General features: G+C 65.2%; 22 protein-coding genes. 11 read left to right on the top strand and 11 right to left on the bottom strand.

Annotated features, from left to right (window positions below):
- Positions 1–56 precede the first annotated feature (56 nt).
- The 4 genes from yidC (at position 57) to dapE (ending at position 4401) form a co-directional block, all read left to right on the top strand.
- A complete protein-coding gene (yidC, locus tag AC2A04_RS06905) occupies positions 57–1865 on the top strand; it encodes a membrane protein insertase YidC (protein WP_484211551.1) in 1809 nt (602 codons plus the stop codon).
- Positions 1862–2512 (top strand): ribosome biogenesis GTP-binding protein YihA/YsxC, encoded by a 651-nt coding sequence (gene yihA, locus AC2A04_RS06900; RefSeq protein WP_484211550.1) that lies wholly within the window; start codon positions 1862–1864, stop codon positions 2510–2512. The genes yidC and yihA overlap by 4 nt, the downstream gene beginning before the upstream one ends.
- Before the next feature lie 87 nt (positions 2513–2599).
- Complete coding sequence (locus AC2A04_RS06895) at positions 2600–3262, top strand: glutathione S-transferase family protein (RefSeq protein WP_484211549.1); 663 nt, start codon at positions 2600–2602, stop codon at positions 3260–3262.
- The gene (gene dapE / locus AC2A04_RS06890; RefSeq protein WP_484211548.1) at positions 3262–4401 is read left to right on the top strand and encodes a succinyl-diaminopimelate desuccinylase; all 1140 of its coding nucleotides are present in this window, start codon (positions 3262–3264) and stop codon (positions 4399–4401) included. The genes AC2A04_RS06895 and dapE overlap by 1 nt, the downstream gene beginning before the upstream one ends.
- Here the strand turns inward: dapE and AC2A04_RS06885 are convergent.
- The 4 genes from AC2A04_RS06885 to AC2A04_RS06870 form a co-directional block, all read right to left on the bottom strand.
- Positions 4385–4951, bottom strand: a complete 567-nt coding sequence (locus tag AC2A04_RS06885) for a Smr/MutS family protein (RefSeq protein WP_484211547.1) — start codon at positions 4949–4951, stop codon at positions 4385–4387. The genes dapE and AC2A04_RS06885 overlap by 17 nt on opposite strands.
- Positions 4951–6186, bottom strand: coding sequence for a murein transglycosylase A (gene mltA / locus AC2A04_RS06880; RefSeq protein ID WP_484211546.1), 1236 nt, complete (start codon positions 6184–6186; stop codon positions 4951–4953). The genes AC2A04_RS06885 and mltA overlap by 1 nt, the downstream gene beginning before the upstream one ends.
- A 9-nt stretch (positions 6187–6195) precedes the next feature.
- Positions 6196–6879: a Tim44/TimA family putative adaptor protein gene (locus AC2A04_RS06875; RefSeq protein WP_484211545.1), complete on the bottom strand. Its 684-nt coding sequence runs from the start codon at positions 6877–6879 to the stop codon at positions 6196–6198.
- Positions 6880–6951: 72 nt separating this feature from the next.
- Entirely contained in the window at positions 6952–7128 is a 177-nt protein-coding gene (locus tag AC2A04_RS06870; protein WP_484211544.1) for a hypothetical protein, read from the bottom strand.
- Between AC2A04_RS06870 and secB the strand changes: the two genes are divergently transcribed.
- The 4 genes from secB to AC2A04_RS06850 all read left to right on the top strand — a co-directional run bounded on the left by secB (position 7127) and on the right by AC2A04_RS06850 (position 11233).
- Positions 7127–7648 (top strand): protein-export chaperone SecB, encoded by a 522-nt coding sequence (gene secB / locus AC2A04_RS06865; protein ID WP_484211543.1) that lies wholly within the window; start codon positions 7127–7129, stop codon positions 7646–7648. The genes AC2A04_RS06870 and secB overlap by 2 nt on opposite strands.
- A gap of 106 nt (positions 7649–7754) precedes the next feature.
- Positions 7755–9326 (top strand): murein biosynthesis integral membrane protein MurJ, encoded by a 1572-nt coding sequence (gene murJ / locus AC2A04_RS06860; RefSeq protein ID WP_484211542.1) that lies wholly within the window; start codon positions 7755–7757, stop codon positions 9324–9326.
- Between the two features lie 11 nt (positions 9327–9337).
- Positions 9338–10357 (top strand): tryptophan--tRNA ligase, encoded by a 1020-nt coding sequence (trpS, locus tag AC2A04_RS06855; protein ID WP_484211541.1) that lies wholly within the window; start codon positions 9338–9340, stop codon positions 10355–10357.
- Positions 10358–10528: 171 nt separating this feature from the next.
- Positions 10529–11233 (top strand): DUF4136 domain-containing protein, encoded by a 705-nt coding sequence (locus AC2A04_RS06850; protein WP_484211540.1) that lies wholly within the window; start codon positions 10529–10531, stop codon positions 11231–11233.
- Positions 11234–11287: 54 nt separating this feature from the next.
- Here the strand turns inward: AC2A04_RS06850 and dut are convergent, their stop codons facing one another.
- Both dut and AC2A04_RS06840 read right to left on the bottom strand, forming a co-directional pair.
- A complete protein-coding gene (gene dut, locus AC2A04_RS06845) occupies positions 11288–11755 on the bottom strand; it encodes a dUTP diphosphatase (protein WP_484211539.1) in 468 nt (155 codons plus the stop codon).
- The gene (locus AC2A04_RS06840; RefSeq protein WP_484211538.1) at positions 11742–13016 is read right to left on the bottom strand and encodes a bifunctional phosphopantothenoylcysteine decarboxylase/phosphopantothenate synthase; all 1275 of its coding nucleotides are present in this window, start codon (positions 13014–13016) and stop codon (positions 11742–11744) included. Before AC2A04_RS06840 ends, dut begins: the two co-directional genes overlap by 14 nt.
- Positions 13017–13130: 114 nt before the next feature.
- Here AC2A04_RS06840 and AC2A04_RS06835 point away from each other — a divergent pair, with 114 nt between their 5' ends.
- Complete coding sequence (locus tag AC2A04_RS06835) at positions 13131–13529, top strand: hypothetical protein (protein WP_484211537.1); 399 nt, start codon at positions 13131–13133, stop codon at positions 13527–13529.
- Entirely contained in the window at positions 13526–13912 is a 387-nt protein-coding gene (locus AC2A04_RS06830) for a cupin domain-containing protein (protein ID WP_484211536.1), read from the top strand. Before AC2A04_RS06835 ends, AC2A04_RS06830 begins: the two co-directional genes overlap by 4 nt.
- Here the strand turns inward: AC2A04_RS06830 and AC2A04_RS06825 are convergent.
- From AC2A04_RS06825 to AC2A04_RS06815, 3 genes are all read right to left on the bottom strand, one after another.
- Positions 13909–15012 carry an acyltransferase family protein gene (locus tag AC2A04_RS06825; RefSeq protein WP_484211535.1) on the bottom strand — a complete coding sequence of 368 codons (1104 nt, stop codon included), beginning with the start codon at positions 15010–15012 and terminating at the stop codon, positions 13909–13911. The genes AC2A04_RS06830 and AC2A04_RS06825 overlap by 4 nt on opposite strands.
- A gap of 127 nt (positions 15013–15139) precedes the next feature.
- Positions 15140–16693 carry a 2-polyprenylphenol 6-hydroxylase gene (gene ubiB, locus AC2A04_RS06820; protein WP_484211534.1) on the bottom strand — a complete coding sequence of 518 codons (1554 nt, stop codon included), beginning with the start codon at positions 16691–16693 and terminating at the stop codon, positions 15140–15142.
- A 4-nt stretch (positions 16694–16697) separates the two neighbouring features.
- Complete coding sequence (locus tag AC2A04_RS06815; protein ID WP_484211533.1) at positions 16698–17435, bottom strand: class I SAM-dependent methyltransferase; 738 nt, start codon at positions 17433–17435, stop codon at positions 16698–16700.
- 60 nt (positions 17436–17495) lie between these two features.
- Between AC2A04_RS06815 and mutM the strand changes: the two genes are divergently transcribed.
- Positions 17496–18308 carry a bifunctional DNA-formamidopyrimidine glycosylase/DNA-(apurinic or apyrimidinic site) lyase gene (mutM, locus tag AC2A04_RS06810; RefSeq protein WP_484211532.1) on the top strand — a complete coding sequence of 271 codons (813 nt, stop codon included), beginning with the start codon at positions 17496–17498 and terminating at the stop codon, positions 18306–18308.
- Between the two features lie 32 nt (positions 18309–18340).
- Here the strand turns inward: mutM and AC2A04_RS06805 are convergent, their stop codons facing one another.
- The gene (locus tag AC2A04_RS06805; RefSeq protein WP_484211531.1) at positions 18341–19153 is read right to left on the bottom strand and encodes an SGNH/GDSL hydrolase family protein; all 813 of its coding nucleotides are present in this window, start codon (positions 19151–19153) and stop codon (positions 18341–18343) included.
- Positions 19153–20352 (bottom strand): serine palmitoyltransferase, encoded by a 1200-nt coding sequence (gene spt, locus AC2A04_RS06800; RefSeq protein WP_484211530.1) that lies wholly within the window; start codon positions 20350–20352, stop codon positions 19153–19155. Before spt ends, AC2A04_RS06805 begins: the two co-directional genes overlap by 1 nt.
- Positions 20353–20445: the final 93 nt, after the last annotated feature.

Genomic DNA, 20445 nt, shown 5'->3' with positions numbered 1-20445 from the left:
GATTTGGACGTCCGCGACACGATTGCGCGGCACTGACTGACAGGACGCGAAACACGGTGCAGAATCAGCGCAACCTCATCCTGGCTGTGGTCCTCACCGGCCTGATTCTTCTCGGCTGGGATTCGGCCATGCGCTGGTTCTATCCCGCGCCGCCGCCCAAGCCCGCCGCCGTCGCTGCCGCGCCTGCCGCAGCAGGTGCCAGCACGGACAAGCCCAAGCCCACGCGCGAAGGCGGGTTGCAGAACGCGGCTGATATCGCGCTGGAAAAGAAGGACCTCGCGGCCGAACTCGCCGCCGGCCACCGCATTCCCATCGATGCGCCGGGCCTCAAGGGCTCGATCAATCTCAAGGGTGCGCTCGTCGATGACGTGACGCTCGCCCGCCACCGTGAGAGCGTTGACAAGAACAGCGCGCCGGTGCGCCTGTTCTCGCCCGCAGGCACGCCCGCGCAACACTTTGCACAGGTCGGCTGGGTGGGCGAAGGCGTGGCCGCGCCCGATGCCAACACGATGTGGACCGCCGATGGCGCAAGGCTCACGCCGCAGACCCCGGTCACGCTGCGCTGGGCCAATGGCTCGGGCCAGACCTTTGCGATCCGCTACGCGATCGACGCGGACTACATGATCACCGCCACGCAAAGCGTTGCCAACACCGGCGCCGCGCCGGTCGTGGTCAAGCCCTTCGCACTGGTCAACCGCACCGACAAGACCGCGAGCGTCGACACGTGGAACGTCCACTCGGGTCCGATCGGCGCGTTCGACGGATCGGTGAACTTCGACAACAATTACTCGACCGTTGCCGAGGCCCAGGGCGGCGCGGTGCCGTTCAAGGGTGCGGCCAACTGGATCGGCTTCACCGACATCTACTGGCTTTCCGCGCTCATTCCCGATGCCGGAGCCAAGGCGGAAGCCGCGTTCCGCGCGCTCGGCAATGGCGTGTTCCGCGCCGACCTGATCTATCCTTCGGTCTCGATTGCTCCCGGCAAGGCGCAGACCCAGTCGGTGCGCCTGTTCGCTGGCGGCAAGGAAAACGCGGTCCTTGAAAAGTACGAGGCCGCAGGCGTGCAGAACTTCAGCCTGTCGATCGACTGGGGCTGGTTCCGCTGGTTCGAGAAGCCGATCTTCTGGCTGCTCGATTCGATCTTCAAGAAGGTTGGCAACTTTGGCGTCGCCATTATCCTGCTCACGCTGATCGTGCGCGGCGTGATGTTCCCGATCGCCCAGCGCCAGTTCGCCTCGATGGCGGCGATGCGCGCGCTCCAGCCCAAAATGAAGGCGCTGCAGGAACGCTACAAGGACGACAAGCAGACCCAGCAGCAGAAGATCATGGAGCTGTACAAGCAGGAGAAGGTCAATCCGCTGGCCGGATGCCTGCCGATGTTCCTGCAGATTCCGGTGTTCTTCGCGCTCTACAAGGTGCTGGTCCTGACCATTGAAATGCGTCACCAGCCCTTCGCGCTGTGGATCAAGGATCTGTCCGCGCCCGATCCGCTGCACGTGCTGAACCTGTTCGGCCTGCTGCCGTTCACGCCGCCCAGCTTCCTTGCCATCGGCGTGCTCGCGATACTGCTCGGCTTCACCATGTGGCTCCAGTTCAAGCTGCAGCCTGCTGCGATGGACCCGGCGCAGCAGCAGATCTTTTCGATCATGCCGTGGATCATGATGTTCGTGATGGCCCCGTTTGCGGCCGGCCTGCTGATCTACTGGATCACCTCGAACCTGCTGACCATCGGCCAGCAGAAGTATCTCTACAGCAAGCACCCGCAGTTGAAGGCCCAGGCCGACAAGGACCAGCTGGATGTCGATCGCGTTGCCACGCGCGATCAGAAGGCCACGTCCGCGCGCAAGCCGAAGGCAACCCGTTGACCGAAGAAGACGCCATCCGGGCAGACCTGATCGAACGCGCACGCGTGCTCTTTTCGGGCCGCGTCGAGTTCATCAAGTCGGCGCCCGCGCTCAAGTTCCTGCCCGATCCGACGGTTCCCGAGATTGCCTTTGCGGGCCGCTCGAACGTCGGCAAGTCGTCGCTGCTCAATGCGCTGACCGGCCGCAAGTCGATCGCGCGGACCTCGGTCACGCCGGGGCGGACGCAGGAACTCAACTACTTCGAGGTGGGCGAGCCCACGCTGCTTCGTCTGGTCGACATGCCGGGCTACGGCTTTGCCAAGGCTCCGCCCAAGGTGGTCGAGACCTGGCGCCGGCTGGTCCGCGATTTCCTGCGCGGGCGCGTCGTGCTCAAGCGCACCCTGCTCCTGATCGACAGCCGCCATGGCGTGAAGCCGGTTGACGAGGACATGATGCAGATGCTCGACGAAGCCGGCGTCGGCTATCGTGTCGTCCTGACCAAGGCCGACAAGATCAAGGCGAGCGAACTCGAAGCCGTGACCGCCGCAACCATTGCCGCCGCGCGCAAGCGCACCGCTGCCTATCCCGAGGTCATCGTCACATCGTCGGAAAAGAAGATGGGCATCGAGGAACTGCGCGCCGCAGTCCTTGCAGACAGCGAAATCTGAAGGCGCGAAGCGGCGCATTCAGGTCGTTCAGTCTCGACAGTGCGAATCTGAACGGCTAACCGCTCCCCCAGGCAACGGGGCACGCGCATGAAGCTGATCATCGGCAACAAGAATTACTCGAGCTGGTCGTTGCGCGGCTGGCTGGCGTGCAAGCAGTCCGGCCTGGCGTTCGAGGAGATCAAGGTCCCGCTCTACGGCGAGGACTGGGACGAGATGCGCAAGGGCGACGATCTCGCCCCGTCCTCGGGCAAGGTGCCGATCCTGTGGGATGGCGAGGCGGTGGTCTGGGACAGTCTTGCGATCATCGATTACCTTGCCGACAAGGTCGGGCGCGACCGCTTCTGGCCAAAGGACGACGTCGCCCGCGCCATGGCCCGCTCGATGGTTGCAGAGATGCATTCAAGCTATCTGGCGCTGCGTCGCCGCCTGCCGATGAACATGCGCAAGCGCGTCGAGGGCGTCGAGATCAGTGCCGAGGTCCGCGCCGACATCGTCCGCATTCTCACGCTCTGGGCCGAGGCGCGGGCGCGCTTTGGCAAGGGCGGGCCGTTCCTGTTCGGCACCTTCAGCGCTGCAGACGTGATCTACGCCCCGGTCGTCTCGCGCTTCATGACCTACGGCGTGCCCGTCCCCGGCTTTGCGCTGACCTACATGGAAGCGGTCTGGACGCATGACTGGATGCAGGCCTGGGCCCAGGCTGCGGACGCGGAAGACTGGGTGATCGAGCAGTTCGAGGAGCCCGCTGCCTGATGTCGCAAGATCCTGCCAACCGCGATCCCGTCGTTCTCGCGCAAGCCCTGATCGATTGCGAGAGCGTCACGCCCGCCACCGGCGCGGTGTTCGACTGCCTCGAGGGCATGCTTGCCCCGATGGGTTTCGCGATCCACCGCTTCATCGCGGGCGAGGCGCCCGATGGCCCGGTCGAGAACATGTTCGCGATCCGGCGCGGGCCTGAAGGCGCGCGCCACTTTGCCTTTGCGGGACACCTCGATGTCGTCCCTCCGGGCGAGGGCTGGACCACGGGCCCGTTCAAGGCCGAGCGGCGTGGCGAACTGCTCTACGGGCGTGGCGCGGTTGACATGAAGGGATCTATCGCCGCGATGGTCGCCGCCGTGGCGGAAATCCCGCAGGACGCGGGCACACTAAGCTTCATCATCACCGGCGACGAGGAAGGTCCCGCGCGCTACGGCACCGTGCCGCTGATCGACCTGATCCGCGAATTGAAGGCGGAGCCGGATCTGTGCCTGGTGGGTGAGCCGACCTCGGTCCGCCGCCTGGGTGACATGGTCAAGATCGGGCGGCGCGGCTCGGTCAACATGTGGATCACGTGCAAGGGCGCGCAAGGCCACGTCGCCTATCCCCACCTTGCCGACAACCCGATCCCGCGCCTTGTCGCCCTGCTGGCCGATCTCGATGCGCTGGTGCTCGATGGCGGCACCGCATGGTTCCAGCCGTCGAATCTCGAGATCACCGATCTCGAGGTGGGCAACAAGGCCACCAACGTCATCCCTGCCGAAGCCCGCGCGCGAATCTCGATCCGTTTCAACGACCTTCATTCGGGCGCAACGCTCGTCGCCATGGTCGAGGAAATCGCGCGCCGCCACAAGGGCGAGGTTCGCGCGGTCATCTCGGGCGAAAGCTTCATCACGCTGCCGGGCGACTATTCCACGCTGATTGCCGATGCGGTGAAGGCCGAGACCGGGCTCGACCCCGAACTCTCGACCAGCGGCGGCACCTCGGATGCGCGCTTCCTGCGCAGCGTTTGCCCGGTCGTGGAATTCGGCCTGTGCAATGCCACGATGCACAAAAAGGACGAGGCCGTCGCGATTGCGGACCTTGCGGTGCTTCAGCGCATCTATCGCCGGATAGCGATCAGCGCGCTTTCCTGAGCACGATGTAGACCGCGCCAGCGCCGCCATGGCGCGGCTGTGCGGGGCGCACCGCTGCGATCTGGCTGGCGTGCGCACTGTGCGCCAGCCAGTCGAGCAGCTTGGCGCGGATCGCCCCGCGCCGCGAGCCGCGCAGGTCGTGTTCATCGTGGGGGCGGTGTTTGCCCGCGATCAGCAGGATCACCCGCGCGCCCATCGCCAACGCCTGCGCGATCCCGCCGTTCAGGCGGCCATGCGCGGCATCGAGGCCAAGTCCGTGCAGGTCGATGGTCACGTCAGGCGCGATGCTTCCACGGGCCAGCTTGCGGTCCCATGTCGAATCGAGCCCGTGGCTCTGGAGAGGACGGGCGACGGGTGAGGGCGGTGGCGGCGCCGGGCGTGGCGGCGGTACGCGCCCCTTGATCGCCTTGGGCTGCACCGACGCATGGACCACTGCGGGTTCGGCCTGCACCGGCTTGGCCTTGCGCACCGGATTGAGCGGCACGATGGTTGCGGCGACCTTCTCCCACAGCGCGGCCTCGTCGGCCGAAAGCCCTCGCGGTGCGCGCATCAGCGCTGGCCCAGACGCGCCAGCGTCCCCTTGGGCAGGAGAATCAGCGCACGGCCCCGCGCGCTCATCCCGCCCGCGATCTGGCGCGCTTGCTCGCCTGCGCCCCAGAAGCTGTCGAACCGGTTTGCGCCCTGGATCGCGCCGCCAGTATCCTGCGCCACCCACAGCCCGCTGGCTTCCTTGCGATCTAGCTGCAGCCAGACCGGCGCACCCAGTGGCACGAAGGCAGGATCAACCGCTACGGTCGATCGGCCCGCAATCGGCACGTTGAGCGCGCCAACAGGCCCTGCGCCGGTCAGCTCGCGGAAGAACACATAGCTGCGGTTCTGCCGCATCAGCGACCGGCCTGCCTGCGGGTAGTCGCGCAGGTACTGCTGGATGCCCTGCATCGATCCGGAATACTGGCCAGGCTGGTTGCCGATCAGGCCACGCTCACGCATCAGCGATCCGATTCCGGTGTAGGCATGGCCGTTCTGCCCGGCAAAGCCGATCCGCACCACGCTGCCGTCGGGCGCGCGGAGGCGGCCTGAGCCCTGGATCTGCAGGAAGAAGAATTCGACCGGGTCTGCCGCCCATCCGATTTCCAGTCCCTTGCCCGCCAGCTCGCCATCCTCGATCTGGCCGCGATCGTAATAGGGCACGAATACGCCGGCATCGTCATAGCGCCCAAGTGGCATCTTGCCGTCGGGCAGCGGCTGCGCATCGCCGGGACGTGCGCGGACAAGGTCTTGCGGCAGCGCATAGACCGGGACGTCGTAGCCCGGCTGGCGCAGGCGCACGCCCGCGATCTCGGGCTCGAAATAGCCGGTAACGAAGGCCGCGCCGTCGCCCACTTCCGCCGTCTCGAAATAGGTAGCGAAGAAGCGCGGGGCTTCGGCTTCGGGCCAGCCGCTGACGGCGGCGCAGGCGGGTGCCCAATCTTCCGGACGGGTAAGGCCCGAATTGTCGGTGCGCCGGGCAAGGCGCGGACAGGACGCGGCGAAAGCGCGCAGCGCTGCGGCCGTATTGTCAGGCTTGAAGCCCAGTCCTGCGGCAACTGGCCCGGCCATAACCCCTGCCACCAGCGCGGAGGTCGGCTTGATGACCGGTCCGCTTGCCGGCGGTGATGCAGGGGCAGGGCGCGAGCCTTCAGGAACCAGACGGACGCAACCGCCAAGCAGCGCGAGCGCCAGGGCTGCGACAATCGGCCAACCCGCACCGCGTCGGGCGTGTCGTTGCGAAACAGCCCCCCGCACGACCCAGCCTCAGGCTTCGTCGGTCTCGTCGAGCAGCCAGTCGGGATCGCGCGAGGTCAGGTCGCGGCGGAAGGTCCACAGGTCGCGCGCTTCGACCGCGTCGTCGAGCGTGCCGGCAATGACGTGGCCGTCCGCATCGCGCGTGACCGAGGCGATGTCGGCCAGGAAGCGTACCGTGATTCGCGCGGTCATCCCTTCAAGCGAAGCGGCAACGATGCGCGCCTCGTCGATACGGATCAGGCGGGCGTCGACCGTTTCGCCGGCGGCAAGGCGCGCGTCGATGGCCGTGGCAAAGCCTTCATAGACATCGGCGTCGCAAAGCTGCTGCAGCTCTTCCTTGTCGCCGCGCCAGAAAGCTTCGAGCGTCATGCCGTAGGCGGCCTTTGAGCCTGCAAGGAACTGCGCGAGGTCGAAGCGGCGATCTGCCGCGATGATCGCGCGCACGCCGATCTCGGCGCTGTTGTCGAAAGTGTTGGGTTCGGGCGGCGCGACTTCGCGCGGGCGGGCACCGGCAGACCCCGCCTCAGGCTGGCGCTGTGCCACGGGCGGCAGTTGCTTGGCCGAAGGATCGGGCTGTTCGATGCGGCGGCGCATGGGTTCCTCGTCACGCTCAGGCCGGCGGCCGAGCACCGAATAGAGACGCAGGCCGAGAAAGGCCGCAATCATCGCCAGGATCACAATTTGAACAATCACGCGCAGATATCCCGAAAATGGCCGGTCAACCAAAGCCGCAGGCAAAGGTCGGTGGCATCATTCCAACGTGCCTCAAATAGGTACGAAATACAAATGAACAACGCGTGGATGCCCGTTGGTGCCGATCACGCGGGCATGAATTTCGGCGGAATGTTGCCTTTGCGCTGCAAACAAGGCGCATTGCCGCACGAATGCCGTGGTGCTAGGCGCGCCGCCAAGGGAAACCCACGCAGAAAGCAGTCCGATCATGGCCGAAGAAGGCAACATCATTTCGAACCTCAATCTGGATAACGGTCCGGTCCCCAACGGCGAAGATACTTCGCCCGCGATCGGCCTCATCTCGCAGTACGTGAAGGACCTCTCGGTCGAGAACCCGAATGCGCCCGAGAGCTACCAGTGGACCGAAGCGCCCGACATGGCGGTCGACTTCAATATCTCGGCTCGCGTGATCCAGCCCGAGATCCACGAGATCGAGCTCAAGATCAACGTGACCTCGAAGGGTGCGCAAGGCACCGCCTTCATCGTCGAATTGGCCTATTGCGGGCTGATCGGCATGCGCAACGTGCCCGAGGAGCAGGCCCACCCGTTCCTCTTCGCCGAAGGTCCGCGCATCCTCTTCCCGTTCGCCCGCCGCATCATCGCCGATGCGGTGCGCGATGCCGGTTACCCGCCGATGATGCTCGAGCCGATCGACTTCAACGGTCTGTACATGCAGCAGCTGGCGCAGGCCCAGGCAACCGCCGAGGCGGTTCCGGCAGGCGAAGCCTGATTTTCGAACGTCTCCCAATCCCGCTCAGAACGGGTATGAAGGCTTGCACATCGCGCATCCTTCGACAGGCTCAGGATGAGCGGGCTTTGGGTGAAAAGATGAAAGCATGAATCTCCTCAAGGCCACTGGCACGATCGGCGGGCTGACCCTGCTCAGCCGCGTGCTGGGCCTTGTGCGCGACAGCCTGTTCGCGCGATTCGTCGGCGCAGGCTTTGCGTCGGACGCGTTCCTCGTGGCGTTCCGGCTGCCCAACATGTTCCGCGCGCTGTTTGCCGAAGGAGCATTTTCGGCCGCGTTCATCCCGATGTTCAACCAGAAGGTTGCCGATCCCGAAGGCAAGGGCCTGCGCGACGGGCTCGACTTTGCTGAGGCAGCCCTTGCCGTGCTGCTGCCAGTGCTGATCGTGATGACGGTCCTCCTCGAGGTCTTCGCATGGCCGGTCACGCTGGTGCTTTCGGGCAAGTTCAACGGCGTGACGCCTGACCAGTTTGCCTATGCGGTCCATCTTTCGCGGCTGACGATCCCCTATCTGATGCTGATCAGCCTCGTTTCGCTGTTCGGCGGCATCCTCAATTCGATGCACAAGTTCTGGGTCAACGCCGCCGCGCCGATCTTGCTGAACCTCACGCTGATCGTCGCGTTGCTCGGCTTCCATTCGGACGACCCGCTGGTTACCGCGCGCAACCAGGCGATCGGCGTCTCGGTCTCGGGCGCGCTGCAATTGCTCTGGCTGGCCTGGGCCTGCCGCAAGAACGGCGTGAAGCTGCGCCTGCGCGCCCCTCGCCTTTCGCCCGAGGTCAAGCGCCTGCTCAAGCTGATCTGGCCCGCCGCGGCGGGGGCAGGCGCGGTGCAGATCAACCTCGTCATCTCGACCGCGCTTGCCGCCTCGCTGCTGGCGCACGGCAGCGTGACCTACATCTACATGGCCGACCGCCTGAACCAGCTGCCGCTGGGCCTGATCGGTATCGGCCTTGGCACCGTGCTGCTCCCCACGATCTCGCGCCAACTGGGTGCGGGCGAAGAAGCTGCTGCGATGGAAACGCAGAACCGCGGCTTGGAGCTTGCGCTGCTGCTCACCCTGCCTGCCACCACCGCGCTGGTCCTGTGCGGTGAACCGATCGCCGCTGCCTTGTTCGGCTACGGCAAGTTCGATGCGCTCGACACGCACTACACCGCACAGGCGCTCGCTGCCTTCTCCATCGGGTTGCCCAGCTACATCCTTGTCAAAGTGCTGACGCCCGGCTTCTATGCCCGGCAGGACACGAAGACCCCGGTGCGCTATGCCACGATTTCGATGGTGGTGAACCTCGTCGGCAATCTCGTGCTGATCCTGCCGCTGCAGCACATGGGACCGCCGCTTGCCACCGCGATCGCCTCGACGGTGAACGTCGGCATGCTCTATCATACGCTGGTCAAGCGCGGGCACTTCGTTGCCGATGCGCGGCTGAAGCGCCGCGCCTGGCGGCTTGCGCTGGCAGCGCTGGCGATGGGCGGCATGATGTGGGCGGGCCAGGGCCTCGTCATGCCCTATGTCCACGGCACATGGACCGTCCGCATCGCCGCGATGGCCGCACTGGTCACCAGCGGGACGCTCGTCTATGGGCTCGCCACCGTGCTTTCGGGGGCATTCTCGAAGGACGATCTCAAGCTTCTCCTGCGGCGGCGCCGCACCAACTGAAGGCCTCTTCGATGCGTATCGTTTCCGGTATCCAGCCCACGGGCAATCTCCACCTCGGCAATTACCTGGGTGCGATCCGGAACTGGGTGCGCATGCAAGACGAATGGTCGGCCAAGGGCGGCCAGTGCCTCTATTTCCTCGCCGATCTCCACGCGATCTCGATGCCGCACTCGCCGGCAGAGCTTGCCGCCAACACGCGCGAGATGGTCGCGGCGCTGGTGTCGTGCGGGATCGATCCCGACAAGTCGATCCTGTTCAACCAGGCGCAGGTTCCCGCCCACGCCGAAATGCAGTGGCTGCTCAACGGCACCGCGCGCATGGGCTGGCTCAACCGCATGACGCAGTGGAAGGACAAGGCGGGCAAGAACCGCGAGGGGGCATCGGTCGCGCTGTTCACCTACCCCGTGCTGCAGGCGGCCGACGTGCTGCTCTACCAGGCGACCCACGTTCCGGTGGGTGAGGACCAGAAGCAGCATCTGGAGCTGGCACGCGACATCGCGCAGAAATTCAACAACGATTTCTGCGCCGAAGATACGCCGCTGTTCACCCTTCCCGATCCGATCATCCCGCCCGAGGCCGCGCGCATCATGTCGCTGCGCGATGGCAGTGCCAAGATGAGCAAGTCCGATCCGTCGGACATGAGCCGCATCAACCTGACCGACGATGCCGATGCGATCATGCAGAAGGTCAAGAAGGCCAAGACCGATCCGGAGCCGCTCCCCGGCACGATCGAGGGCCTTGCGGGACGGCCCGAGGCAAACAACCTCGTCGGTATCTACGCGGCGATGTCCGGGCTTTCCGCGGCAGACGTGCTGGCGCAGTTCGAAGGCAAGGGCTTTGGCCAGTTCAAGCCTGCGCTCGGCGAACTGCTGGTCGAAACGCTCTCGCCCATGGCCGCGCGCTATCGCGAATTGCGCGTCGATGGCGAGGCGCTGGACGCGATCCTTGCCAAGGGTGCATTGAAGGCACGTGACCTCGCCGGCCCGACGCTTGCGCGCACCTACAAGGCGCTGGGTCTGGTAAGGGGCTGAAGCAAAACCTGAATTCTTGCCGAACATGAACCCTGTGCAACATTTGTTGCAGGGGCCATTCAACGTGCATTCAGCACCTCCCGTCCATAAAAGCGGCATGCTAAAGCAGGCGCGCGTCCGACAAGCTCATCCGGGCTTCGATGCGGCGGACTGCAGTTGAGGAGTCGCAAAATGAAATCGTTCCTGCAGAACAAGCGCCGCCGTCTTGTCGGAATGGCTGCTGTTCCGCTGCTGCTTGCCGCACTCGGTGGCTGCGCATCGCCGTTCAATGCCAATGTCTCGCGTTTCCAGAGCCAGTTGCCTGCACCGCAGGGCCAGACCTTCGCGGTCGTCGCCGATGATCCGCGCGACGCCGGTGGGCTCGAATTCTCGCAATATGCCTCGCTCGTAGCCGCGCAGATGCAGAAGCTGGGCTACGCCCCCGCCAATGCCGAGAATGCCGATCTGATCGTGCGCTTCGATTACGGCGTCGATCAGGGTCGTGAGCGCGTGCGCCAGACCGGCTTCAGCGATCCCTACTGGGGATCGTGGTACGGCGGCCCTTGGGGCGGCGGTTATTGGGGACGCCCTGCATTCTACGGTCGTCGCGGCTGGGGCTACGGCTGGTATGACCCGTTCTTCTTCGGCTCGGGCTTCAACAGCGGCGTGGATGTCATCACCGTCTACACCTCAGGTGTCGACATGAAGATCGATCGCCGCGCCGATGGCCAGCGCCTGTTCGAGGGCAAGGCCGAGGCGGCCTCGCAGTCGAATCGCCTGTCCTATGTCGTGCCCAACCTGGTCGAGGCGATGTTCACCGACTTCCCCGGTCACAACGGCGAAACGGTGCGCATTTCGATCGCGCCCGAAAAGACCACGGTGAAGAAGGTTCGCTGAGTTTCCTTGACGGGAAGACGAAGGGCTCCGCAGCGATGCGGAGCCTTTTTCGTGTCAGCCTTTCAGCGCAGCCAGACCGCCGGTCGAGCCGAACCCGCCTTGGCCGCGCGCGGTCTCGTCAAGTTCGCTGACCTCTACCCACGACCCGCGCGTGACCGGCGCGACGACGAGCTGGGCCACGCGATCGCCCCGGCGGATCGCGAAGGTCTCAGGCCCGAGGTTGATCATGATCACTTTCAGTTCGCCGCGATAATCGCTGTCGATCGTGCCTGGCGTATTGGGCACGGTCACCCCGTGCTTGAGCGCCAGACCCGAGCGGGGGCGGACCTGGATTTCGTAGCCGTGCGGGATCGCGAGCGAGAGTCCGGTGGCCACTGCGTGACGCGCGCCGGGGGCAAGTTCCACGTCTTCGGCCGAAACCACGTCCATGCCTGCGGCGTCCTCGGTCGCATAGGCGGGAAGGGGCAGGCCCTCGCCATGGGGCAGACGCTTCACGAGGACCGGGACTTCAGGCGAGTGCATCGGCAATCCTTTGAATCAGGGCGGCAGCGGCCGCGTCCTTCGACATTTCGGGCAGGCTTTCGACGCCGTCTGCGCTGACGATGTGCAAGCCGTTGATCTCGCCGCCCATCCGGTGCGTCGCGACATCGTTGGCAACGATCCAGTCCGCGCCCTTGCGCAGCCGCTTGGCCTGCGCGTGGGCCAGCACGTCGTTGGTTTCGGCGGCAAAGCCCACCACCAACGCGGGACGGCGCTCAGATCTGCACAGCGTGGCGAGGATGTCGGGGTTCTCGACCAGTTGCAGCGGCGGCACCGCGCCCGATCCGTCCTTCTTGATCTTCCGGGCAGCTTCTCCGGCAGAGCGCCAGTCCGCCACGGCAGCCACCATGATGGCGACGTCGGCAGGAAGCGCCGCATCGACCGCTGCAGCCATCTGGCGCGCGGTTTCGACGTCGACGCGGGTGACGCCTTGCGGGGTGTCGAGATTCACCGGCCCGGCAATCAGCGTGACCTTCGCGCCCGCCCGCGCGGCAGCGGCGGCGATGGCAAAGCCCTGCTTGCCGCTGGAGCGGTTGGCAATGTAGCGCACCGGATCGATCGGTTCGTGGGTGGGGCCTGCCGTGATCAGGACATTCTTGCCCGAAAGCGACTGCGCTCGGCCTTCGACAAGCTCAGGCCGAGCGGATGTGCCGCCAAACTCCGCTGCACCGAGATCCGTTGGTGCTGAGCCTGTCGGAGCACCCGCACCGAGCATTTCGGCAATCGCCGCCCAGACCGCCTCCGGTTCCGGCAAGCGTCCCGGCCCGTATTCCCCGCAGGCCATCACCCCCTCGTCGGGATCGAGCACGGTGACGCCAGAGGCGCGCAGCGTGGCGACATTGCGCACGGTGGCGGCATGGCTCCACATGCGCACGTTCATTGCCGGAACCGCGAGCACGGGCTTGTCGGTCGCCAGCAGCAGCGTGGTCGCCAGATCGTCGGCAATGCCCGCTGCCATGCGCGCCATGAGGTCTGCCGTAGCGGGGCAGACGACGACAAGGTCGGCAGCGCGCGAAAGCTGGATGTGGCCCATCTCCACTTCGTTCTTGAGGTCCCACAGCGTCGTGTGCACGGGGTTCTCGCTGAGCGCCGCCAGTGTCATGGCCGTGACGAAGTGCGATCCGCCCTCGGTCAGAACGCAAGTCACTTCCGCGCCGCCCTTGCGGATCAGCCGCACCAGTTCGCAGGCCTTGTAGGCCGCGATGCCGCCGCCGACGATAAGGAGGATGCGTTTGCCTGTCATGGCTGCGGCTTGTGCAATGGCAGCGGGCACCGCGCAATCCCCCAACCTAATCCCTTTGCATGGCCGCTCGCCATGATGCACCATCGCGATCAACGATCGAGGGGATGCAATGACATGAGACTTGTCCTGACTGCGCTGGTGTTCCTTGCCGGACTGTTCGACCTGTTCCTGGCTATCAGCTTCCTGACCGGGCCCGAGCAGGCCGCGACCGGCTTTGGCCTCGCGGCCACCGGCATCTCCGGCATTTCGACGATTCGGGCAGATTTCACCTCGTTCTTCGGCGTCGCCGCGTTCTGCATGATGTGGGGCGCATGGCGGCGCAATGCCGACCTGCTGCTGGTGCCCGCGCTGCTGTTCGGCGTGTCGTTCGTCGGGCGCGCGATCAATGTCGCGGTCACCGGGGCCTATCCCGGCTGGCCGGTGCCGATGGCGGTAGAGGCGGGCCACGTGATAATGATGCTCGCTGCATGGCGGATGCTTCCGCATCACCGGCTGAACGAGATCGCCGGATGACTTCGCAGGCCCTGGCGCTTGGCGAATACTTCGCCCAGCTGGTCGGCGCGGGCCAGTGCCTTCCGGTCAGGGTAGATGCCGCGTTCTGGGAAACGGGCGTGGGAGCACTTCCCTCGGGACGGCTGGTCAGCATGTTTGACAGCGCAAGCGACTGGACGGTGTGGGAATGCCACCCGCAGGGCGAGGAGATGATCATCCAGCTCGAAGGAGAACTGGTGCTGATCCTTGAGCTGGACGGCGGTGAATCGCGCGTGCCGCTGCGCGCAGGCGAGTTTGCGGTAGTACCGAAAGGCGTGTGGCACACAGCAGATGTCGTGAGCGCTGGCCGGGCGATCTATATCACGCCGGGAGAAGGGACGCAGAGCAGGGAGCGCGCGCGCTAACCTTGGCGCGCTTTCCACCGCGCCCAGAGCGCGAAGACCGCCTTCTGCGCGGGGCGTTCGAACCGGGCGTGGCTGATGAAGCCTGCGGCAATCGCGGCGCTGATATAGGCAATCAGGAACCACGGCTGGCGAGCAAGATCGCGGCCCGCGCCGATGGAATCGATCAGCAGCACGAGCGCCAACTGGATGGGGATGTGCCACAGGTAGATCCCGTAAGAGGCATCGCCGAGCTTCTGGCCGAACTGGAGGCGGCCCCTTTCATCCCACAGGTCGAGCGCCAGCGTCAGGAACAGTACCGCAAAGGTGCCGGCGATGGTTGCCGCATCGCCATCGCGGTATTGCGCCTTGAGTGCAAACGCGATGGGCAAAAGTGCCAGCCCGAGCGGCAAGAGGCTGGCAGGGCGCAGCCAGCCCTTGAGCGCCGCGCCATAGGCCGCCGTGCCGAGGAAGAAGTAGCCGAGGCAGGCGAACACGTCCTTGTCGGGTGCGTTCTGCAGCGTAAGCCAGAGCATCGCCGCACCAAATGGCAAGGACAGGCCAAGCGGCGCGCGGCGCAGGTGCGGGAGGACCAGCCAGAAGGCGAGATAGGCGAGGATTTCGGTCGAGAGCGACCACGAGGGGCCATTGAACGACTGGTTATCCTGCCAGCCCCAATACTGCATCAGCGGGATCGAGAGCGCGAAATGCTTGAGATCGTTGGTGTGGTAAACGAACTCGGTGCCCGTCCGTGCAACATAGATGCCCTGGAGCAGTGCCATCAGGCCCAGCGTCAGCAAATGCAGCGGCCAAAGCCGTGCGACGCGAGCCAGCCAGAACCGGCCGTGGGCGCGAGGGTCCGACAGATAGACGTGGGCGAAGACGAAGCCCGAGACCGCCCAGAAATACTGCACCGCCGTGTGGCCGTGCTCGTAGAGCCAGCCCAGTGCCTCGTACCACGGCTGGATCGCGCGGTTGACGTTGAAGTGGCGTTCGACCGGGGGCACAAAGAAGTGCTGGTAGTGCCAGAACAGCACCATGATCGCCGCGAGCAGGCGCGATAGATCAAGCGCATGGAAATGCCGCTTGGGCAGGCGCAAGTGCGAAAGAGCGGTGCCGGGCAAGCGTAATTGACCCTAGGACCGCAAAACGACCGTTCGTGTCGAGCGAAGCCGAGACACGCTGGTGCGGTTCTGTGGTGTCTCGACTACGCTCGACACGAACGGATACAAGGTATGGCGCAAAAAGGGTCTATCCCAGCCAGCCTAGCGCGTGGGCAGCCGCAACAAGGGCCCCGCCTGCCATGAACGGCAGGAGCTGTCCGATCCAGTTGCGCCGACGACGGTCGGGGCCGACGATCAGGTCGATCTCGGGGAGCGGCGGGGCTTCGGGCGCGCCGCCCTTGGGCGGATACTTGTCCTCGATGCGGCGGATGAGGTCGGGCAGGCGCAGCAGCGTCTGCACATCGTCACGAATGCGGTCGGCGATCGCGGCTTCGGGGCCGAGCTCGTCACGGATCCAGCTGCGCACGAACGGGGCCGAGACGTCCCACATGTTGATCTCGGGATCGAGCTGGGTGGCGATGCCTTCGACCATGACCATCGTTTTCTGCAGCAGCAGCAGGTGTGGCTGGGTCTGCATGTCGAAATCGCGCGTGATCGCAAACAGCCCGTCGAGCATCTGGCCGACCGAGAGTTCGGAAACCGGACGTCCGCGCATCGGCTCGCCCACCGCGCGCAGCGCGGTGGCGAATTCGTCGACCGAGTGATAGCTCGGCACGTATTGCGCTTCGAAATGGATTTCGGCGACGCGGCGATAGTTGCCCGTGGTCAGGCCGTAGAGGATTTCGGCCAGCCACTGGCGGGCGCGACGGTCGATCCGGCCCATGATGCCGAAGTCGATCGCGGTGATCGTGCCATCGGCTTCCACGAACAGGTTGCCCTGGTGCATGTCGGCATGGAAGTAGCCGCCGCTGATCGCCTGGGTGAGGAAGGCGAGAACCAGCCGTTTGGCGAGATCCTTGCGGTCATGCCCGGCAGCGTCGAGCGCGGCGGTGTCGCTGATCTTGACGCCGTCGATCCAGTCGAGCGTCAGGACGCGGCCATTGGTGCGGTCCCAGTCGATCGCGGGCACGCGGTAGCCGGCATAGGCCTTCATCGTCTCGGCAAGTTCCGACGCCGAAGCCGCTTCGCGCCGCAGGTCTAATTCGCGCACCGTCCAGCGCTTGAAGTTGGCGATGACGAGGCGCGGGCGCAACCGGCTGGCCTCGCCGCCGAGCGCTTCGAGATGCGCGGCCGCCCACTCATAGGTGTCGATGTCGCGCGCCAGCTTTTCACGGACGCCGGGGCGCAGCACCTTGACCGCAACATCGCGGCCCTCGATCGTGGTGGCGCGGTGAACCTGCGCGATCGAGGCCGCGCCCACGGGCACCGGATCGAACGTGGCGAACAGCGCCTCGAGCGGCTTTTCGAACGTGCGCTCGATCTCGGCCTTGATCAGCGTGAAATCGACCGGCGGAAGGTTGTCCTGCAGCGCGAGCAGGTTGTGCGCGGCTTCCTCGCCCACGAGATCGGGCCGGGTGGCAAGCGTCTGGCCGAGCTTGATCGCGGCGGGGCCGATGGCGCGGAAGGCATTGGCATAGTCCGGCGTCTTCGGCTGGATCGTGCCGAACCGCGCCACCCGGCACAGCGTGCGCACGGGCGAGGGCGTGTTCGGATCGGCCTCGATCCCGCGCAGCGCGCCGTGGCGGGCAAGCGTGCGGCCCCAGCCGAGCAGGCGGCGCAGATGAGTGGCGGGAAGGGTCAAAGGGTCAGACCTTCCAGCCCGAATGGATCGCGACGAGGCCGCCCAGGATCGGTTCGACCTTGGTATGGCGGAAGCCTGCGGCGCGGATCATGCCTTCAAATTCGGGCATGGTCGGGAAGCGGCGGATCGATTCGATCAGGTAGCGATAGGATTCCTCGTCGCCTGCGATCATCTGGCCGAGCTTGGGCACCAGCTTGTGTGAATAGGCGTCGTAGATCTCGGAAAAGCCCGGCCACTGCGTGGTCGAGAATTCGAGACAGAAGAAGCGGCCGCCGAACTTCAATACGCGGTGCGCTTCGGCCAGAGCCTTGTCGATGTGCGTAACGTTGCGGATGCCGAAGGCAATCGTATAGGCATCGAAGAAGCGGTCGCCGAAAGTCAGCTCCTCGGCGTTCTGGCGCGACCAGACAAGGCCGTCGATCCCGCGCTTAATCGCGCGTTCGATGCCGACGTCGAGCATGTCCTGATTGATGTCCGAGACGGTGATCTGTGCGCCCGAGGTGGCCATGCGGAAGGCGATGTCGCCGGTGCCGCCTGCCATGTCGAGGATGGTCTCGCCTTCCTTGGGGCGAACGCGGCGGACGAACTTGTCCTTCCACAACCGATGCATGCCGACCGACATGGCATCGTTCATCACATCGTACTTGGCGGCGACGTTCGAGAAGATCGCGCCGACGCGGCCTTCCTTTTCAGCGGCGGGGATGTCTTCGTAACCGAAGGATGCTGTTTCGGGAGCGGTCATGCCTTGCGCCTTTAGTGGGGAATTGCCCGGACGGCAAAGGGTGTTAGGGGTGGAGAGGATATGCCGGAACTCCCAGAAGTAGAGACGACCGTCCGAGGCCTTGCAACCGTGCTTGACGGGCAGGTCATCGCGCGGCTGAAGGTCAATCGCGCGGACTTGCGCCGTCCGTTCCCGGTCGATCTGGCGCAAGGCCTGACCGGCGCTCGCGTGACCGGGCTTTCGCGGCGGGCGAAATACGGGCTGATCCATACCGACCGCGACCGGACGCTGGTCTTTCACCTCGGCATGTCGGGGCGCTGGCGAATCGATCCCGAGGATATCGGCAAGCACGATCATCTGGTCTTGGAAACGGGCGAGGGGCGGGTACTTTCGCTCAACGATGCGCGGCGGTTCGGGTCGGTGGACCTTGTCGATACGGCAGCGCTCGATGCCTGGCCGCAGTTCGCCGCGCTGGGGCCCGAGCCCTTGGGCGATGACCTTACCGCCGAGCATCTGGCGCGGGCGATGAAGAACCGGATCGCAGCGGTGAAGCTGCTGCTGCTGGACCAGCGGATCGTGGCGGGGCTGGGCAATATCTACGTCTGCGAGGCGCTCTATCGCGCGCGCATCCATCCCGAGCGCGAGGGCGGAAAGGTGACGATGAAATCGCTGCGCCTGCTGGTGCCCGCAATCCGCGACGTTTTGAACGAATCGATCGCGGCTGGCGGATCGACCTTGCGCGACTATGCGCGGCCCAGCGGAGAACTGGGGTATTTCGCCAAGGACTGGAAAGTCTACGGACGCGAGGGCGAGCCTTGCGAATGTGGCGGCTCTGTCACGCGGATCGTGCAGGGCGGGCGCTCCACCTTCTTCTGCGCGAAGTGCCAGAAGTGAGGTTCCCGAACCTCTGACGAGCGGCCTATGACTTAGTGCTTGGCCCCCGCAGCCAACGCCTCCGCCTCGGCGATGGCCGCCTTCGCGATGGGTTCCATCACGGCATAGCCCTTGGCGTTGGGATGGATGCCATCGGGCGCGAGGTCGGGGCTTATGCCGCCTTCGGCGTTGACGAGTGCCGTGTGGTAATCGGCATAGACCACGCCGCGCGCCCTGGCGAAATCCTTGAGCCAGATGTTGAGCGCGACGACCTGATTGGCCGGGCTGAGTTGCGGCTTCCACGGAAATTTCGCGGCCGGCAGCACGCTGCCGAGCACGACCGCAATGCCGTTGACGCGGGCAAGATCGACCATGGCGGCGACATGGTTGGTATACATCTCGGCGCTGTTCGGGCCGGTGTTGCCGGCAATGTCGTTGGTGCCGATCATGATGTGCACGACCTTGGGGCGCAGGCGCACGACGTCCTGATAGAACCGCACGAGGATCTGCGGGCTGGTTTGCCCGCTGATCCCGCGCCCTGCAACGCTGCTGTCAAACAGTGCGGGCGCCAGCCCGGCCCAGTTCTCGGTGATCGAATCGCCGATGAACACGACGCGGGGAGGCGCCGCCAGTTGCTTGTCGGCTTCGGCGAACCGGCATTGCCACGCCCAGTCATACTGGCGAAGATAGGGGTGCGCGAACCACAGCCCGGCCGCAGTAGGGCAGGGCTTGTCCATCATGCCTTCGCCCGGAGGCTGGATTGGCGGAGAGGGGGGCGGAAAGACCGGAGGCGCCGTGCGGTTCTGCGCGAGCGCCGGCGATGCGGTCAGTGCCAGCGCAACCAGTCCAGCGAATGCGCGCTTCATCAGATGATGCCCACGGCCTTGCCGGCGCGTTCGAACATGCCGATGATCGTCTGCACCTGATCGGCAGAGTGTTCGGCGCAGAGCGAGCAGCGCAGCAGGGTCATGCCCGCAGGCGTTGCCGGCGGACGCGCGAGATTGACATAGAGGCCTTCGTGAAGGAGCGCTTCCCACATGGCCGCGCCGCGTTCCAGATCGGGCATGATGACCGCGATGATCGCGCTCTGCGGTTCATCCGTGCCGAGCTGGAAGCCCAGATCGCGCAGGCCCTTGTGGAGCACGCGCGAGTTTTCCCAGAGATGCGCGCGCTTGTTGGCACCATGCATCAGCTTGCGGATGGAGGTGGCGGCGGTGTGAACCACGCTGGGCGGCAGCGATGCGGTGAATACGTAAGGGCGGCAGACAAGGCGCAGGATCTCGAACTTGGGATGGTTCGAGACGCAGAAGCCGCCGACCGTGCCGACCGACTTGGAAAACGTGCCGATCACGAAATCGACATCGTCGAGGCAGCCCTGGTCTTCGGCCACGCCGCGCCCATTGGGGCCGATGAAGCCCATCGAGTGTGCCTCGTCGACCAGCACCATCGCGCCGTGCGCCTTGGCGATGCGGATCATTTCCTTGAGCGGGGCTATATCGCCGAGCATCGAATAGACGCCTTCGAGCACCACGAGCTTGCCCGCGCCCTCGGGCACGCGCTTGAGGCGCTTTTCCATGGCCTCGATGTCGTTGTGCTTGAACGGCACGACTTCGGCATCGCCCATCTTGCAGCCGTCCCAGATCGAGGCGTGGCTGTCGATGTCGAGGATGATGTAATCACCCTTGCCGGCGATCGTGCTGATGATCCCGAGATTGGCCTGGTAGCCGGTGGAGAAGACCATGGCATGATCCATGCCATAGAACTCCTTGAGCGCCTCTTCGCAGGCCTTGTGCCCGGCATAAGTGCCGTTGAGCACGCGGCTGCCGGTGGTGCCCGAGCCGAAATCGTCCAGTGCCTGCTTGCCCGCCGCGATCACGTCGGGGTCGAAGGTCATGCCCATGTAGTTGTAGGTACCGAGCAGGATCGTCTCGCGTCCGTTGCACACTGCGACAGTGGGCGAAACCACCCGCTCCATCACGAGGTTGAACGGATCCTCGACCCCGCCTGCAAGCAGCGCGCGCCGCTGTTCGATCAGCGGGTCGAACTTCGAAAAGAGATCGGTCATTCCGGCACCTTCGTTTGAAAATTCACATTCGTCGCAAAACCACACTCGTCATTGCGAGCGGAGCGAAGCAATCCAGTCGTTTCACGATGCCCC

The organism is Novosphingobium sp. HNCC26DJ243 (genome assembly GCF_057180545.1).
The sequence above is the reverse complement of the archived record's forward strand: the minus strand, read 5'-3'. Positions and strand labels throughout refer to the sequence as shown.